Annotated in this window: 15 protein-coding genes and 1 pseudogene; 7 read left to right on the top strand and 9 right to left on the bottom strand. The window is 61.3% G+C overall.

Features of this window, described 5'->3' with window-relative positions:
* Positions 1-2 precede the first annotated feature (2 nt).
* Positions 3-1379, bottom strand: a complete 1377-nt coding sequence (locus tag B0G76_RS26735) for an IS4 family transposase (protein WP_120295157.1) — start codon at positions 1377-1379, stop codon at positions 3-5.
* 461 nt (positions 1380-1840) lie between these two features.
* On the opposite strand from B0G76_RS26735, the gene cysS reads away from it, so the two are divergent.
* Positions 1841-3226 carry a cysteine--tRNA ligase gene (gene cysS, locus B0G76_RS26730; RefSeq protein WP_120295156.1) on the top strand — a complete coding sequence of 462 codons (1386 nt, stop codon included), beginning with the start codon at positions 1841-1843 and terminating at the stop codon, positions 3224-3226.
* A 160-nt stretch (positions 3227-3386) separates the two neighbouring features.
* Here the strand turns inward: cysS and B0G76_RS26725 are convergent, their stop codons facing one another.
* The 3 genes and pseudogenes from B0G76_RS26725 to B0G76_RS26715 all read right to left on the bottom strand — a co-directional run bounded on the left by B0G76_RS26725 (position 3387) and on the right by B0G76_RS26715 (position 4204).
* On the bottom strand, positions 3387-3635 hold the full coding sequence (locus B0G76_RS26725) for a hypothetical protein (RefSeq protein WP_120295155.1): 249 nt from the start codon (positions 3633-3635) through the stop codon (positions 3387-3389).
* Between the two features lie 260 nt (positions 3636-3895).
* Positions 3896-3997: pseudogene (locus B0G76_RS44150) on the bottom strand (HAD family hydrolase); the annotation flags it as partial.
* 6 nt (positions 3998-4003) lie between these two features.
* On the bottom strand, positions 4004-4204 hold the full coding sequence (locus B0G76_RS26715) for a hypothetical protein (RefSeq protein WP_120292536.1): 201 nt from the start codon (positions 4202-4204) through the stop codon (positions 4004-4006).
* A 542-nt stretch (positions 4205-4746) separates the two neighbouring features.
* On the opposite strand from B0G76_RS26715, the gene ltrA reads away from it, so the two are divergent.
* The gene (gene ltrA / locus B0G76_RS26710) at positions 4747-6066 is read left to right on the top strand and encodes a group II intron reverse transcriptase/maturase (protein WP_220700747.1); all 1320 of its coding nucleotides are present in this window, start codon (positions 4747-4749) and stop codon (positions 6064-6066) included.
* Here the strand turns inward: ltrA and B0G76_RS43350 are convergent.
* The 5 genes from B0G76_RS43350 to B0G76_RS26685 form a co-directional block, all read right to left on the bottom strand.
* Positions 6051-6566 carry a transposase gene (locus B0G76_RS43350; RefSeq protein WP_220700746.1) on the bottom strand — a complete coding sequence of 172 codons (516 nt, stop codon included), beginning with the start codon at positions 6564-6566 and terminating at the stop codon, positions 6051-6053. The two genes, ltrA and B0G76_RS43350, sit on opposite strands and share 16 nt — an antisense overlap.
* Entirely contained in the window at positions 6563-7024 is a 462-nt protein-coding gene (locus B0G76_RS26700; RefSeq protein WP_259460486.1) for a helix-turn-helix domain-containing protein, read from the bottom strand. Before B0G76_RS26700 ends, B0G76_RS43350 begins: the two co-directional genes overlap by 4 nt.
* Positions 7025-7074: 50 nt before the next feature.
* The gene (locus B0G76_RS26695; RefSeq protein WP_120295154.1) at positions 7075-7692 is read right to left on the bottom strand and encodes an HAD family phosphatase; all 618 of its coding nucleotides are present in this window, start codon (positions 7690-7692) and stop codon (positions 7075-7077) included.
* A 97-nt stretch (positions 7693-7789) separates the two neighbouring features.
* On the bottom strand, positions 7790-9241 hold the full coding sequence (locus B0G76_RS26690; RefSeq protein WP_120295153.1) for a cytochrome-c peroxidase: 1452 nt from the start codon (positions 9239-9241) through the stop codon (positions 7790-7792).
* A gap of 200 nt (positions 9242-9441) precedes the next feature.
* Positions 9442-11220: a phospholipase C gene (locus B0G76_RS26685; protein ID WP_120295152.1), complete on the bottom strand. Its 1779-nt coding sequence runs from the start codon at positions 11218-11220 to the stop codon at positions 9442-9444.
* A 369-nt stretch (positions 11221-11589) separates the two neighbouring features.
* Here B0G76_RS26685 and B0G76_RS26680 point away from each other — a divergent pair, with 369 nt between their 5' ends.
* The 5 genes from B0G76_RS26680 to B0G76_RS26660 all read left to right on the top strand — a co-directional run bounded on the left by B0G76_RS26680 (position 11590) and on the right by B0G76_RS26660 (position 15332).
* Positions 11590-11910, top strand: a complete 321-nt coding sequence (locus B0G76_RS26680) for a YXWGXW repeat-containing protein (protein ID WP_120296834.1) — start codon at positions 11590-11592, stop codon at positions 11908-11910.
* 260 nt (positions 11911-12170) lie between these two features.
* Positions 12171-12746, top strand: coding sequence for an RNA polymerase sigma factor (locus B0G76_RS26675; protein ID WP_120295151.1), 576 nt, complete (start codon positions 12171-12173; stop codon positions 12744-12746).
* Positions 12743-13162, top strand: coding sequence for a hypothetical protein (locus tag B0G76_RS26670; RefSeq protein ID WP_120295150.1), 420 nt, complete (start codon positions 12743-12745; stop codon positions 13160-13162). The genes B0G76_RS26675 and B0G76_RS26670 overlap by 4 nt, the downstream gene beginning before the upstream one ends.
* Entirely contained in the window at positions 13159-13692 is a 534-nt protein-coding gene (locus B0G76_RS26665; RefSeq protein WP_120295149.1) for a periplasmic heavy metal sensor, read from the top strand. The genes B0G76_RS26670 and B0G76_RS26665 overlap by 4 nt, the downstream gene beginning before the upstream one ends.
* Before the next feature lie 74 nt (positions 13693-13766).
* The gene (locus tag B0G76_RS26660; protein ID WP_120295148.1) at positions 13767-15332 is read left to right on the top strand and encodes a DUF1800 family protein; all 1566 of its coding nucleotides are present in this window, start codon (positions 13767-13769) and stop codon (positions 15330-15332) included.
* Position 15333 lies beyond the last annotated feature (1 nt).

Raw genomic sequence — 15333 nt, 5'->3', positions numbered from 1 at the left:
ACTTAAGCCCGTGGAGCGTGCCCATATTTTTGGACGCGCTCACGTGCGATGTGACGAGGCTCTTTCAGCCATGGGTAGGACTTCGGTCTTCGTTTTCGCATCCGTGGTTCGATGCGACCGGGGCGATTCCCGACGCAAGACTGCGCAATCAGGTTGAACAGGAGACTCGGGTTGTGAGTTGCGGTCAGACCTCGGGCCAGCCATTCAGTCCATAGCTGCGCGGTGTGTTTGAAACTCAGTGTTCGCGGATCGGTGGCATGGTGGCTCGCGGCCTGAGCCATCAGCAACCGAATCACGTTATAGGCCAGCAGATGGACCCAGATCTCCTTCTCGTTCATGTGGGCAGTCTGGCAATGCAGTACGTCCATACCCATCGTCGTCTTGATGTTACGTAGATCCAGTTCCACGTTCCAGCGCCTGGCGTACAACTGCGAGAGGTCCTGTTTGCTGGTCTTGCGTGCATCAAGCATCGTGGTGACCAGCACCCGGTGATGCAGCCTGGACTCGCGCACCATCAGTTCATCGGGGAAGGCCTGGTACTGCTCACGCGTCATCCAGTCGGGACGCTGCCGGGGTTTGGGCCACGTCACAATGTGATCGCGCATGCCCAGCGACTTGCCTCGCCGAAAGTCGGTGCGGCGCGCCCCATGCTGTTCCATCACGATATCCACTCCGGCGGCGATCATTGAGGCCATCAGAAAGTAGTGGCAGTACAAGGCATCGGCGACGATCACATCGCCTTTGCGAAACGTGTCTTGCAGCATGCGAAACGCCGTCAGCTCCCCGCTACCTTTGCCCGCGTACGTTCCGATACCCGCCTCCAGCACTGCGCCGCTTGCCAGACAGATCACCGCAACCAGATAGGCTAACGGAAATCCCACTCCTTCGGCCTGAGAACTGGACTGCGCGAAGCGGGCCTGGTTCGACGGCGTATCGGGCATCGGGATCCCTGTACCGTCAACCAGCTTGACCGGGCGCCCGCGCCACTTCCAGGCCGCTCTGGCCTGCTGGTGCAGTTGACGTCCTGTCTCGCGCGTCAACTCCCGCACCATCGTCAGCGGCAGTCTCTGGCGAGCGCGGCAGTAGCCTCCCGTACGCACACTCATGGGTCGCAGCCCGTCGGCAGCTCGCTGCGCGGCCCACCCGTTGACGGCCTTCTGACAGGAGGCGTCCTCTTCCAGCGCCTGGCGCATGAACATCGACCGTGTCACCGTCGGCGGATACAGCCGTTCCCGATGTTCTGGCAAATGCGCTTCCGTTATGTCCAACAGCCCGGGGCTCGTCAGTATGTTGAAGTAGTCAACCGCCTGGGCCTTGCGTGCCCGGCTTTGAACGCCGCCTCGTGTTTGCCTCTGATGACTTCGTGCATTACGATCCATGGGGGCCGGTCCTTGGAATGAGACGGGTGTTTGCCTGGTAACAACCATCCTATCAACCCCTGGATCAGCCCCCTCCCTTTCTCTTCAAGCACTTACCCGCGTCTTCTCCTCCATGCAGGCTTAAGTAAGTGCCATTCCCGCTAGAACGGCAACGTTGAAGGTTGAAGGAAAGCCCCGCAAGGTGAAGATATTGCGGGGCTTTTTCATGCATTCCGAAGGCGGCATTATCGGCACACAGCGCCACCATTTGAGATTGACCCGCTGCGAAACACGCGTTAGCATCGTTTCCATGACCGCTTCTATCCATTCCCGTTCGCATTCTTTGCGCGCATGCTGTTGCAGCGTGCCAAGGGGAGCTTGCGTCTAGCGAGTCGAGCTGTACTGTCCGTTTCCCTGAAGCCACCCGTCGCCAGACCGGTGGCTTTTTTGATTCTTACACGCTTAGCACCACAGGAATTCACATGCCACTCGTCCTGTACGACACCTGGTCGCGCACCTTACGCGCTTTCACGCCGATTCAGGCGGACCACGTGGGCCTGTATTGCTGCGGCCCCACCGTGTACGACCACGCGCATATCGGCAACCTTCGAACCTACGTGTTCGAAGACGTGCTGCGGCGCGTGCTGGCGTTGAACGGCTATACCGTGCGGCACGTCGTCAATATCACCGACGTCGGCCATCTCGTCTCCGATGCGGACGAAGGCGAAGACAAAATGGAAAAGGGCAGCCGGCGCACGGGCGAATCGGCATGGGCGATCGCCGAGCGATATACGGCGGCTTTCATGGACGACTGGCATGCGCTGAATCTGCTGGAGCCAACCGTATGGTGCCGCGCGACCGATCACCTTGCCGAACAGATCGATTTCATTGCCGAACTCGAACGCAAAGGCTACACCTATCGCACGGCCGACGGCGTCTACTTCGACACAAGCAAACAGGACGACTACGGCTTTCTCGCGCGTCTCGATGTAGCGGGTTTGCAGGCCGGAAAACGTGTTGCATTAGGAGAGAAGCAGCGCGCAACGGATTTCGCGCTGTGGAAATTCAGCCCACCTGACACCGTGCGGCAAATGGAGTGGGATAGCCCATGGGGCCGGGGCTTTCCCGGTTGGCATATCGAATGCTCGGCGATGTCGGCGAAATACCTGGGCCCGTGGTTCGACATTCATTGCGGCGGAGAAGATCACATCGCCGTGCATCACAGCAATGAAATCGTGCAGACGCAGGCACGCCATGGAACCCGCCTCGCGAACTTCTGGATGCACGGCCATTTCCTCACGCTGGACGCCGGCAAGATGTCGAAGTCGGGCGGTGACTTCGTGCGTTTGCAGACGTTAATCGAGCGCGGCGTCGATCCGCTTGCGTATCGTTACCTATGCCTGAGCGCGCATTACCGGAGCACTTTACGTTTCAATGCGGAAGCGCTCGATGCCGCGCAATCCGCATTGGACCGTTTGCGTCGAACGTATGCGCAATGGCCGGAAGGGGGTATGCCCGATATGAGTTTTGTCACCCGCTTCAAGGACGAGGTCGATCAGGATCTGAACTTGCCGCGCGCGCTCGCTGTGCTGTGGGAGGTGGTGAGAAGCGATCTGCCGGCAGCGACGCGACGGGCAACGGTCGATTGCTTCGATGCCGTGCTCGGATTGCGGCTTGTCGACTGGAAAGAACAGGAGTCTTCCATTCCCGCCGATATCGCGCATCTCGCCGATGAGCGTGAAAAGGCCCGCGCGGCTAAAGACTGGAACGAGGCTGACCGTTTGCGAGACCGGTTAAGAGCCGAGGGCTGGCATGTCGAAGACAGCGCGAGTGGGCAGGTACTGCGCCCGCTGGGTACGGCAAAGTAGCGATATCCCGTGTGTCCATCCGATCGACTTTTGGCCGACGTGCTCGCGTGACTGAAGGCGCATCAAGAGAAATGAACATCGATCTCTGCGTGAAAAAGCAATGAAAATAGACGAGCCAGCCATGCTGACCCGTCTATTTTCATGCGGCTTCTCGCCTGGATCAAAGCGGCACCACCACCGGTTCGCAGTGCGAAGGCGGCTTGCCGTACGGCAAATGGACCGGCCCGCAACCCCAGTGAATCGGCGGACATTGATCCCAACCGCGCCGGATGACGATAGGCGGCATCATCTCGCCGGGGCAAGAAGGTGGTTCCCGCGTGAGGCAGGCGACGCCGCCGCGAACGGATTGGGACGCTGACTGGTCGAGTTCATCGACGCGGGGCAAATCTTTGAGAACGAGCGCTTTCATGGTGGATCTCCGTATGGTTGGATTGGCAACGAGCCCGGACCTCGCCGCGCTCATGTGTTCCAATTGCACACACCGTGCCATCCACCGCAAAGCGGCATACCGTCAACGTCCACCGATTTTGCGAGCGCAAGGTGATTGGGAGAGACCGACTCGCGACGCTACGATGTCGGTGCGCTGCCAACAGTGCGCATGAGACTAACCGCCGCGCGGCGGGGTATCGCCTACCGATCGACCCTGCATTCGAGCAACGGAACGTGTCCTCAACGCTGCGCGCCGTGCCATCCGGCGAGCAGGGTGGGCAATTCGCTCATGTCCCGAAAGACATGCACCGCGCCCGCGCCATGCAACGCCGTGGCACTGCTAAGTGTTCACGAAAATCTGATTTGAAAATCTGAGCCGAATCCGTCGAGCAGTTTTTTGACCTCGGCATCGATGGTTTCCTTGGTCCAGGTGACGAAGCCGCGCCAGTGATACTTGGCGTGCTTCCAGAGGATTTCGATGAGATTCAGTTCGGTAGCGCCAGGCGAAGCCTGGGATTGGAGGAAGTGTGTATTGCGGAAACCAGTCATTGGAATCCAGAGGGTTCGACTCCCTCCCGGTAAAGGCTAGCCACCAGCCGGAAGCGAGCCTTGCATGCGAGTGCGGTGACGCACTACTTGAAGCGTAGGCAGCAGGTACCGAAGCCATGTGATTGAGCCTCGAGATAATCAACTGTTGGTGTCTTCACTTTCCGAACACTGGGGACAGCACTGTGCGAGCCGTAATGGTGAGGCTCGCCAGACCGACCGGGGTCCGAGAGCAGGGCAAAGGTGCGAGGATGGATTCCCCAGGAACCTGGGAGGTCCTGTGTTCGACCGATCTTGTAGGGCCCTGAGGCACGGGGCGATATAAACCGGGCCACACCTTGCGGGGCTCTCCGCCGCAAGGAGCAAAACGAGGAGAGGAAGGATTGGAGCGAGCAAGCGAATCCATAAGCGACCTCGTATTCGGCACAGGAAGTCTTAGCGCCTTCATAGTACTGATGACGCCGGGGAACGCCGCTCGGGCGGACCCGGTCGAGGAAAGGGAGGCGTCGTTGTACAGAATCGTTCATGAGAAACACGGAGGAACATTGAAGCCTGAAAGCGTGTCAACGAAACAGGAACGAATAGCCGAGCTGGCGAGAAACAACCCGGCGATGACATTGACCACCTTGGCCCATCACATCGACTATGAATGGGTCAGGTATGCATACGACTGCACGCGCAAGGATGGCGCGGTGGGAGTCGACGGTCAGACCGGAGAAGATTACGCTGCCAATCTGGAGCAGAATCTGACCAGCCTGATCGACCGGCTCAAATCGGGCAGCTACCGTGCGCCGCCGGTTCGCCGTCATTACATCGACAAGGCAGATGGCAGCGGTCAACGCGGTCTTGGAATTCCTTCTTTTGAGGACAAGGTGGCACAGCGTGCCATCGTTCTGCTGATGGAGCCGGTCTATGAGATCGACTTTAGCGACAGTTCCTTCGGCTACCGCCGTGGACGCAGCGCGCACGACGCGCTGCAAGCGATCAGAAGCGGGATCACCAAGAATGGTGGGCGATGGGTGTTAGATGTGGATGTTCGGAAATTCTTCGACAGCATCTCGCACGCAAAACTGAGGGAGTTTTTAGCCCGACGGGTCACTGACGGGATAGTCAGAAGGCTGATCGATAAGTGGTTGAAGGCGGGTGTAATGGAAGGTGGACAGTTGTCCTTTTCCGAAACGGGCGCGCCTCAAGGCGGTGTTGCTTCCCCATTGTTATCCAATGTATTCCTGCACTATGTGCTCGACGAATGGTTCAGCAATGAGGTGCAGCCACGCTTGAGAGGGCCGAGCACGCTGGTGCGTTTCGCGGATGACTTTGTCATGCTATTTGCATATAAGGATGACGCGCAGCGAGTGCTGGAGGTGCTGGGTAAGCGGCTTGGGAAATACGGGCTGGAGCTTCACCCGGACAAGACCGCCATGGTCGATTTCCGCTACAGGCCGAAGTCTGCGAAGGAAGAGGACGATAAGGCGCTAGCGACGAGTTTTAACTTCCTCGGGTTCACGCATGTCTGGGTGAAATCGAGGAAGGGAGGGCCGATGCCAGGGCAACTGACGGCCAAGGATCGCTTGGCTCGCGCCCTGAAGGAGATCAACCAGCAGTGTCGCGCCATGCGGCACTGGCCGATCAGGGATCAGCATCAGAAGCTCGGCAGGATGCTCAAGGGGCATTACGCCTACTTTGGCATCAGCGGTAACGCCAAGCGCATCGGGAGGCTAAGATATTTCGCCGCCCACTGTTGGCGCAAGTGGCTATCGAGCAGATCGTCCAAAAGCACCATTCCATGGGCCGCATTCAAAGAGATACTCACGAGGTTTCCCTTGCCACCCGCTCGAATTGTGCACTGCTATACCCATAAATAAGTGAGCGAATCTGTGCAATGAAGAACCGGATGCCTTAATTGGGCTCGTCCGGATCTGTGAGGGATGGGGGCGGTAACGTCCCCGTCTACTCGGAGGCTGTAGGGCGGCAGATAGAACAGCACCATGCGATGTTCGAGAAACCATCGGTCGATTGTTTCCTGATCGATGTTGTGATGGATCGAGGCGTTGTCGAGCACCACTACGGTCGTCAGACCGGGCGTGCTTTTCCGCGCGATCTGCTCAAGGAATTGCACGACATCGGGGCGTTTGATCGTGGTCTTGCTGGTGTGATACGTCAGCAGGTTGGCGCCGAAATCCAGTGCACCAAGGACGGAGCGTTTGCAGTGCGGTTGCGGGAACACACGATGCGGTTCGCCGATGGGCGACCAGCCGCGCTGCACCGGGGGCGAAGCACTGAACCCCGATTGATCGAAGTAGAACAGCTGGCACGCACCGTCGAGTGCGGCCTGCTGTAGCTTCGCGAGGGTGGAGGCCTTCACGGCGAACTCCTCGGGGTTACGCTTTTTTTGAGCGAATAGCGACCACGCTTGTAGGAAAACCCCGCTCGTTTGAGCGCAGTCGACAAGGTATCCAGGCGGCAGGGAAACGGCACACCATGAGCTTCTTCAACGCGCTGCGCAATCTGTCTGAGCGTCATCAATTCGGCGCTGGCCGCCTCGATGGCGGTGGCGATCATGGCTTCAGACAACGAACGGGGACGTCCGCCTTTATGACCGACCAGCAGCCCACATATGCCGGATTCCCGCCACGCGCGCGCCCAGTTGTAGACCGACTGCCCGCTCACGCTGAGCTGCGCAGCCACTTCAGTCAGTTTGATCTTGCGGCCGAGCATCATCACGCCCGCGGCCCGGATGCGCATGTCGCGATGCTGGTGGTTCAACGACATCTGTTGCAAGGTCTTTTCCTCGGCTTCGCTCAGCTCTACAACACACTTCATCTGGACTCCGGCGCAATGGGTTCGCCGAAGTTAACAAAATTCAAACGCGTTTACCAGCAACACTTATGCCCCAGTTCTTTCGGACAATAACCGAACACCGTGGCGCCGGCGGCCACACCTGCAGTCACGCCCGTGACGGTATCGTCCACCACCGCGCAACGTTGCGGCTTCATGCCCAATCCCGCGGCCGCGGCGAGATAGACGTCGGGATACGGCTTGTTGCGCGGTGTTTCGTGGCCGCTGAAAATGCGCCCTTCGAAGCAGTCGAGAATGCCGGCCTTCACGAGTTGTAATTCGACCTTGATTCGATCGGCGCCTGACGCAACGGCAATACGTCCGTCGAGTGCGGCGTAAAGCGCGCGTACTGACGGCGCCGCGCCGTCGATCGCCACCAGCTCGCGATCGAGCGCCTCATTACGGCGCGCGCGAAACTGCATGAGCCATTCCGTTGTAATCGCAAAGCCGGTGCGCGCTTCGATGAGCGCTGCTTCATCCTTGACGGCCTTGCCGACAAAAATGCGCATCGTCTCTTCAACGCTTAAGTGCCAGCCCAACTCGCCGAGCATCGCGGTCAGCACGCGGTTGGTAATGGGTTCGGAGTCGACGAGCACGCCGTCGCAGTCGAAGAGTACGGCGTCGAAAGGGAAGACGAAGGGGAAATCGGCCATCGGGCAGGGTACAAAAAGAGGTCGCGGAACCGGGAAGGATACCTCACCGGCTCGCACGACCCCTCTCAAAGACTACGTAACCGCCCCTCACGAGAGATCAGGACCCCGCGGCCTTATACCCGTCACTCAGCGTTTTCATGAACGCAATGATGTCCTGAATATCCTGATCCGTCATGGCCGGCTGATCGCCGAATTTGCGATCGAATGGCGCATCGGCGACGTCGACATTGGCATGATACTGAGCCGGCAGATCGTTGTACTTCTGTACCTTGCCCGACGCGTCCCGCGGATAGATCTTTTCCGGCGCCGTATTACGCAGGTTATAGAAGTCCATGACCTGTTTGAGGTCGTGATACACGCCGTTGTGGAAGAACACCTTGCGCTCGGCAACATTGCGCAGGGTCGGCGTCAGGAACATCCCGCAGTACTGCGTCTCCTTCTTCATGTCGTCGCGGAACGGTCCACACACGCCCATATCGAAGAACTTCGGATCCTTATTGGCCGGAATGGCAGGATTACGCGGCACCCCAAGCGCCTCGTACTGCGTATCGGTAAACACCGGCGGCAAGCCATCCTTACTCGGCTGGCTCAAATGGCAACCCGCACAGTTGGCCTTGTCCTTATCGTTGAACAACTGCAAGCCATGCAACTCAGCATGCGTCAGCCGCGCTTTACCTTCGAGCCAGTAGTCGTACTTGCTGGTAAAGGCATGAAACGACTGGTCCTCGGTCTGATAGCGTCCCACGGCGAACATGGCTTCCGAAATCAGCAGACTCGGGTTGTTGACAATGCCCGGCCCAAAGATCTGTTTAAACTGATTCACATACTTCGTTTGCAGCAGCTTGCGCGCGACGTCTTTTTCCGTCGCATTGGCCATCTCCACCGGATTCATCAACGGACCGATCGCCTGGATCTGCAGCGTATCGGCGCGGCCGTCCCAGAACAGTCCGCCTTGCGGCACCATTGCCGGAGCGGCGGGCGCGGCGAGCGCCGTCTTCTGCGCGCGCTGCACGCCGGCCGCCTGCGACGCCAGTTGCGTCATATCCACCGGCACGTCGGTATCGCCCTGATCCGGGCCGATGCTGAAGGGCGCCTGGCGGTACAGATACGTCAGCGACGGCGGCGGACGGTAGCCGGGCTGATTCATGTGCGCGCCGCCGAGTTGAATCGGGAACGCGTTATCCGGTGCGTACGAATGCTGCGGCGAATGGCACGACGCACACGACTGCGTCCCCGACGCCGATAGCGACGGATCGAAGAAAATCTGTTTGCCGAGCAGCGCTATCGCGCTCAGCGGCGCGTCTTGCGGACGTGTCAAATGAACCGGATTGGGATTCGCGCCGGTGAGTTCTTCGACGATCGAGCCGACGGCGGGCGGCATCCGTTCCGGGTAGACGAGCGCATACGCGCAAAGCACGACGAGCGCGAGCACGATGCCGGCGACGCTCCACGCAAGCAGTTTGAGCCACGAGCGACGGGGCATGACGGGACCGGGCTCACCGCCGGCAGGCTTATGCGAGGGCAGAGTGGCGTCAGAAGGATGATTCATGGCGGTGGCGACAAGTAATTCGATCAGGTGCGATCAAAAAGCAAATCGAGCCAGCACGTTTGCACTGGCTCGACGCCCAACTACAGCTTGATGTGTTTCCTGCTCTTCACCGCGCCGGGCCTCGTGTCGTCATGCACGAGAAGCGGTCGTGCATGACGCGATGGCCGGCGTACCAGAAGGGCAGTGCGCACGCGTGCCGCTCAGCTGGCCGGCGGCGCCGACAGCTTCGTGCCCGGGTTCTCATCCAGATACACCGTCGGATTGTTGCCCGAGCCCGTGAAGTCGAACATGCACATGATGCTGCCCGCCGTTGCATCGAACGAACCGTTGCCGAGTCGTTGACCGCTGAGCCAGTTGTCCTCGATGAACTTCACCACGGATGCCTGGGTGATCGGCGTATCGTCGACGAAGTTGACCTTCGCCCACGGCGACACCACGATAAACGGCGTACGCGTACCCGGACCGCAACGGCCGTTCACCGCGCCGCCACTCACGCCCTGCGGCTGAACCGCGCCCGTTGCCGTGCACTGGCCCGTGCCGCTCAGGTTGTCGGTGCCCGCAACCGTCGCGCCGCCCGCGGATTGCGCCGTGGTCGAATCGAATGACGAGTTCTTCGGCGCCGTGTAGCGGTGGTCGTACCAACCGTCCGAATCGTCGTAAGCGATGATCACAGCGGTGTTCTTCCAGTCAGGCTGTTGCTGCAGGAAGTTGATCACCTTCGTGACGAAAGCCTGTTCGTCGATTGGGTCCGAATTGCCCGGGTGACCGTCGTTGACCGCCGGGGCCTTCAGGAAGCTCACCGACGGATAGTTGCCCGCCTTCACCGCGGCGAAGAAGTCGTCGGTGTCGTACTGGTGGTGAACCGGCGTTGCCGTGTTGTCGAGCGGATCGGTCATGCCGATCACCGCAGTCGACGACGGCCGCGTATGCGCGGGGTTGGCCGTGGTCGGGTAGTACTGGAACCACGCGTGATGCTGCACGTAGTCGGTCTTGGTCGCGTTCAGGACTTGCGAGAACGTCGAACGTGCGCAACCGGTCGTGCCGTTGGCATTGGTGGTCGTCAGATTGAAGCCGCCCATGAAGCCGCCCCACGTCAGGCCCTTCGCGTTGAGCAGGTCGCCGATGTTTTTGTTGCTCGACGACATCGCGGCCGTCACCGTGCTCTTTGCCGCGACCGTGCAGGTGTCGCCGGTCGGGTCCAGGTCGCCGACCAGCGTGAAGCCGCCGGCCGAATCCGGAATCGCGTTGGCCGAGGTTCCACCCGTTACCACGACGCCGTTGTTCTGGCCCGACACCACTTCAATTGCGCCAGGCGTCGACGGACCGTACGTGTCCGTGTACGCGTTCTGGTTCATCGCGAAGTTCTGCGCGTAGTTCCACATTGCCGTGACCGTATTGCCGTCGAAGTAACCGAGCACCTGGCCCTTCGTGGCGAACGCGCCGGTGCTGCCGGCAATCGTCGAACCCGCTGCCGTGAACAACGGGAACGAGTCCATCGCGCCGTTGTTATAGGCGAGTTCTTCCGCGGCATAGGCGTGGTTCTGGCTCGACGTATTGGCTTGCGAACGATCGAGACGGAACGGCAGCAGATCGGCAGCCGGCAGGCCGAGACCCGCGATCGTCACGGCGCCGACCGTGCGGCCCGCCGTGTTCGGCGAGGTCGACAGCGCATTCGGGTTCGCGACGATCAGGTTGTTGTTGCTGAGGTTGTTGACCGTCGGCGTGCCTGCGGCTGCCGTGAATTGCGGCTCGCCGACCGGGTTGTTGGCTTGCGGGTAGGTCGCGAAGTAGTGGTCGAACGAAACGTTCTCGCCGAAGATCACCACGACGTGTTTGATCGGCGTGGCCGTTGCGACGGCATCCTGCGCCGACACCGTTGCTGCCGGCGTCGACGTCGTCGAGTTCACGCTGTTGTGGCCGCATGCTGCGAGCGCAAGCATCGCGGCAAACGGGATGGGTAAGAGGGTTCTACGAAACATGTGACAGGTTCCAGATTCGACTTCGCCGTTCAACGTTTCCAGTAATGCGCGTGTGGAGGTTCGCTGGGGATATTGTTAGGAATACAGCTTAGGTGTCTTACCGCTTGGAACTCCGCGCATTGAAACATCTGCTGATTAAGATTTGAGGGCGCGAACATTACGCTACCTATCTGCTTGCATTCATTTCAATAACAGTTGCTGTCGTTCTGCTTTCGCCGGGACGTAATTTGAACGCTGTTCTGCCCGTCAAGACTCGCAGGCGTCTGTGCATTTCTTTCAATGCAAATCAAAGCGACGGATTTTCAGGGCTGCTGCGTTCAAGAAGAAACGAAGCCACTTCTGGTTTTGGCTTTTATGGGAGAACCCGGCATGACATCAACCAAATCGATCCGCCTACTGACCTCCGTGCTCGTTGCAACAATCACGTGCGCCGCCGCGCTGACGGTCGCGCCCGCCTTCGCGCAAGCGGTGATCGTGGCGCCTATGGCGCCGCCGCCACCGCGCGTCGAAGTGATGCCGGCGCCGCGTGCGGGCTACGTCTGGGATCAGGGCCGCTGGCGTTGGGACCACGGCCGTTATGTGTGGGTGCCCGGCCACTGGCAGCCGGTTCGCGTCGGGTATCGCTGGGTGCCGGGGCATTGGGTGCAGCGCGGCCCGAACTGGCGCTGGGTCGGAGGGCATTGGGCCTGAACGTTGCGCGCCGTGGCGCGCCTGGGCGCGCTTCGGCGCGTGTTGCAACCCAACTGGACAGGTTCCAATGAAAACGCTCGTGATCATTCTGCTGGCGGCCACGCTCGCCGGCTGTGTCGTCTACCCGGCGCGGCCGGCCTACTATCGGCCGGCGGTCGTCGTATATTGACGGGCATGCATGCCGCAATCCGTCCGGTGCGCGCCGTCCGAATCGGTGCGCACACAACTAATCGATCCTTGCTGCGCGTGCCGCGCGCGCTGTGGAGCCGCATGCCTTGAGCGAACGCGATCCCGATGCGGAACTGCTGGCAGGAGTTGCCCGGCAGGACCCGGCCGCCGTCCGCTCGCTTGTCGCGCGCAAGCTGCCGCGTCTGCTCGCGCTCGCCACGCGCATGCTGGGCGATCGCATGGAAGCCGAAGACGTGGCGCAGGAGGTCTTCGTGCGAATCTGGAAACAAGCTTCGCGCTGGCGGGAGGGCGAGGCGAAGGTCGATACGTGGGTGCATCGCGTCGCGCTCAATCTTTGCTATGACCGCTTGCGCGGCCGTCGCGAAGTCCCGCACGACGATATGCCCGACGAGATCGACCCAGCCGCATTGCCCGACGCCACCCTCGAAGCACGCGCCCAGGACGAGCGTGTTCGCGAAGCGCTCGCCGCGTTACCGGCACGGCAGCGCGAGGCACTGGTGCTCAACTACTACCAGGAGATGTCGAACATCGACGCTGCCGCCCTGATGGGCATCACGGTCGATGCGTTGGAAAGTCTGCTGGCACGTGCGCGCCGCAATCTGCGCGCCCAACTGGCCGGCAGCGGCCTTAGCAAGGACAAGTCATGACGCCCGAAAGATTCCATCAGATGGTCGAAGCCTACGGCGCCGATCCGCGCCGCTGGCCGCAACAGGAACGCGCAGCGGGAGAGGCCTGGGCCGCGGCCCATCGTGCCGGGGCCGCCGCGGTGCTGGCGGACGCGGCCGGCATCGACGCGTGGCTGGCGGCCGATAAAGTCGATCCGCCGGGCGCGGCGTTGCAACAGCGCGTTATCGGCAGCGCACCGGTACGGCAGCCCGTCGTGCCGCGCCGGCGCTGGTGGTGGTCGGGCGCGGCGGTGGCTGGCGTCGGGCTGCTGGGTGGCGCAGCGGGCGCTTTCGCGGTGTCGTTCTTCGTGTTGACGGGGACGGTTCCGCAAGTGCATGAGTTCTCTTATTTGACTTCGAGCTTCGGTGGTTCATCCGCCGATTGGAGTGGCGAATGAACGGCCGGTCATGGAAAATCGTGCTGGTGGCGTCGCTGGTGCTCAACGTGTTTCTGCTGGGTGCGATTGTGGGTGGTGCTTATCAATGGTTCGCGGCGCATGGCGCGATGACCCCGGTGCTGGCGCAGCAACGCACGGCGCTGCGCTTCGCCGCCGAAACGCTGCCAGCCGAACGTCAGAAAGCCTTTGTCGACGGCTTGAAGAATGCGCGCCGCGAGGGCCGGCAATATGCCCGCGATGGCCGCGAAGGGCGGCACGAAGTGTTGCGCCTGCTCGCCGCGCCGCAGTTCGATCGCGCGGCACTGGACGCGGCGCTGGCCCGCACGCGTGCAGCCGACAGCAGTTTGCGCGCGCAAGTGGAGGGCAGCGTGGCGGATTTTGCGGCAACGCTCTCGCCCGAGGAGCGCGTGGAATTCGCCGACAGCCTGAAGCTGCGCGGCCAGTGGCGTGAACCGCAGCCGGCCGCCAACGCGAAAAAGCCGCCGAAACCGGCCGCAAGTGACGCTTCGAGTGAAGCGTCGGGCGAATAAAAATTTCTGGACGGGCGCGACGGATTTCATTGTGGCGGCCGTTTAAAGAAATATCCAACGCCGAAGAGGACGGTATGGCTACCTCACCGAACATCAATGCCGCGGCGATTGCGCTGAACCGCTTCGGTCTTGGCGCGCGTGTCGACGACACACCGCCTGCCGATCCCAAGGGGTGGCTGCTCGCGCAGTTCGAGCAGTATCAGCCGCGGCCTGCCGCATGGGCGGGTCAGCCTGATTCGGTGGCGCTGTCCACCGAACTGGTGCAGCAGCGTATGCAGATCAACCAGTTGAACCGGCAAAGTCAGCAGAATCAGCAGGGCGTTAGCGAAGGCACGGCCAATCAGGCGAATGCGCAAACCAGCACGCAAAACACCGGGCAAAACACTGCGCAAGGTGCATCGGACACCACCGCTCAAACTACTAAGCAAGCCGAACGAAAAGCACTGCGCGGCGAAATTGTCGAAATGTATCGTTCCTCGGTGAACGCGCGTGTTGCAAGCGCGCTGACCACGCAGACGCCTTTCGTCGAGCGGCTGGTTCATTTCTGGGCGAACCACTTCGCGGTATCCACGGAGAAGCCTGGTGTCGCGGCACTGGCCGGCTCCTTCGAAGCGGAAGCGATTCGCCCGCACGTGCTCGGCCGTTTCGAAGACATGCTGGTCGCGGTCGAACGTCATCCGGCCATGCAGTTGTTTCTCGATCAAACGCGCTCGGTCGGACCGGACAGCGTGGCGGCCATGCGCGCCGCAGAACGCAATCCGGGCGTGAAGCGCGGTCTCAATGAGAACCTGGCGCGCGAAATCATGGAGCTGCATACGCTCGGCGTGCGCAGTGGCTATAGCCAGGAAGACGTCACCGAATTCGCCCGCGCGCTGACCGGCTGGAGTCTCGCTGGGAATCCTGGCAATCCCGGCAATCCCGGCAATCCCGGCAATCCGGGCCGGCCGGGCCGGCCGGGCATGCAGCCGAACGCAGCCCCAGGCACCTTCGTGTTTCGCGTCGCGCTGCACGAGCCGGGCTCGAGAACCATCATGGGCCGCCGCTATGACCAACCGGGAGAAGCGCAGGCGCTGGCGATCCTGCACGATCTCGCGAGCGCGCCCGCGACGGCACAGCACATCGGCGGCAAGCTCGCCCGTCACTTCATCGCGGACAATCCGCCGCCTGAAGCGAGCGAGCGGCTGGCGAACGCGTTTGAACGTAGCGGCGGCGATCTGCCAACCGTGTACCGGACGCTGATCGACATGCCGCAGGCGTGGTCGCCGGCCGCCGTGAAGTTCAAGACGCCGTGGGAATGGACCATTTCCTCGATGCGCGGGCTGGGTTGGCAGGACCTGGGCAATTTGCAGGCCGCACCCATCCTGACGCAACTCGGCCAGCCGGTATGGCGTCCGGGTTCGCCCGCTGGTTACGACGACATTGCCGCGAGCTGGGCGGCACCCGACGCGCTCGTGCGCCGGGTCGAAGTGGCGCAGCGCTTCGCGTCGCGCGTCGGCGACCGGCTCGATGCGCGCTCGCTCGGCCAGACCTTGCTGGCCGGCTCGCTCAGCGCGCCGACTGCCACGGCTGTGGCGCGAGCCGACAGCGCATCGACGGCGATCGCGCTGCTGCTGGTCTCGCCGGATTTTCAACGGAGATGAA

This window comes from Paraburkholderia sp. BL23I1N1, from assembly GCF_003610295.1.
Classification (GTDB): domain Bacteria; phylum Pseudomonadota; class Gammaproteobacteria; order Burkholderiales; family Burkholderiaceae; genus Paraburkholderia.
The sequence above is the reverse complement of the archived record's forward strand: the minus strand, read 5'-3'. Positions and strand labels throughout refer to the sequence as shown.

What these genes read in the sequence shown, in the direction of transcription:
- B0G76_RS26690 (WP_120295153.1), bottom strand. Translation starts at nt 9,241, where the DNA reads ATGAATCATCCTTCTGACGCCACTCTGCCCTCGCATAAGCCTGCCGGC.
- cysS (WP_120295156.1), top strand. Translation starts at nt 1,841, where the DNA reads ATGCCACTCGTCCTGTACGACACCTGGTCGCGCACCTTACGCGCTTTC.
- B0G76_RS26715 (WP_120292536.1), bottom strand. Translation starts at nt 4,204, where the DNA reads ATGACTGGTTTCCGCAATACACACTTCCTCCAATCCCAGGCTTCGCCT.
- B0G76_RS26735 (WP_120295157.1), bottom strand. Translation starts at nt 1,379, where the DNA reads ATGGATCGTAATGCACGAAGTCATCAGAGGCAAACACGAGGCGGCGTT.
- B0G76_RS26670 (WP_120295150.1), top strand. Translation starts at nt 12,743, where the DNA reads ATGACGCCCGAAAGATTCCATCAGATGGTCGAAGCCTACGGCGCCGAT.
- B0G76_RS26725 (WP_120295155.1), bottom strand. Translation starts at nt 3,635, where the DNA reads ATGAAAGCGCTCGTTCTCAAAGATTTGCCCCGCGTCGATGAACTCGAC.
- B0G76_RS26665 (WP_120295149.1), top strand. Translation starts at nt 13,159, where the DNA reads ATGAACGGCCGGTCATGGAAAATCGTGCTGGTGGCGTCGCTGGTGCTC.
- B0G76_RS26660 (WP_120295148.1), top strand. Translation starts at nt 13,767, where the DNA reads ATGGCTACCTCACCGAACATCAATGCCGCGGCGATTGCGCTGAACCGC.
- B0G76_RS26700 (WP_259460486.1), bottom strand. Translation starts at nt 7,024, where the DNA reads ATGAAGTGTGTTGTAGAGCTGAGCGAAGCCGAGGAAAAGACCTTGCAA.
- B0G76_RS26680 (WP_120296834.1), top strand. Translation starts at nt 11,590, where the DNA reads ATGACATCAACCAAATCGATCCGCCTACTGACCTCCGTGCTCGTTGCA.
- B0G76_RS26685 (WP_120295152.1), bottom strand. Translation starts at nt 11,220, where the DNA reads ATGTTTCGTAGAACCCTCTTACCCATCCCGTTTGCCGCGATGCTTGCG.
- B0G76_RS26695 (WP_120295154.1), bottom strand. Translation starts at nt 7,692, where the DNA reads ATGGCCGATTTCCCCTTCGTCTTCCCTTTCGACGCCGTACTCTTCGAC.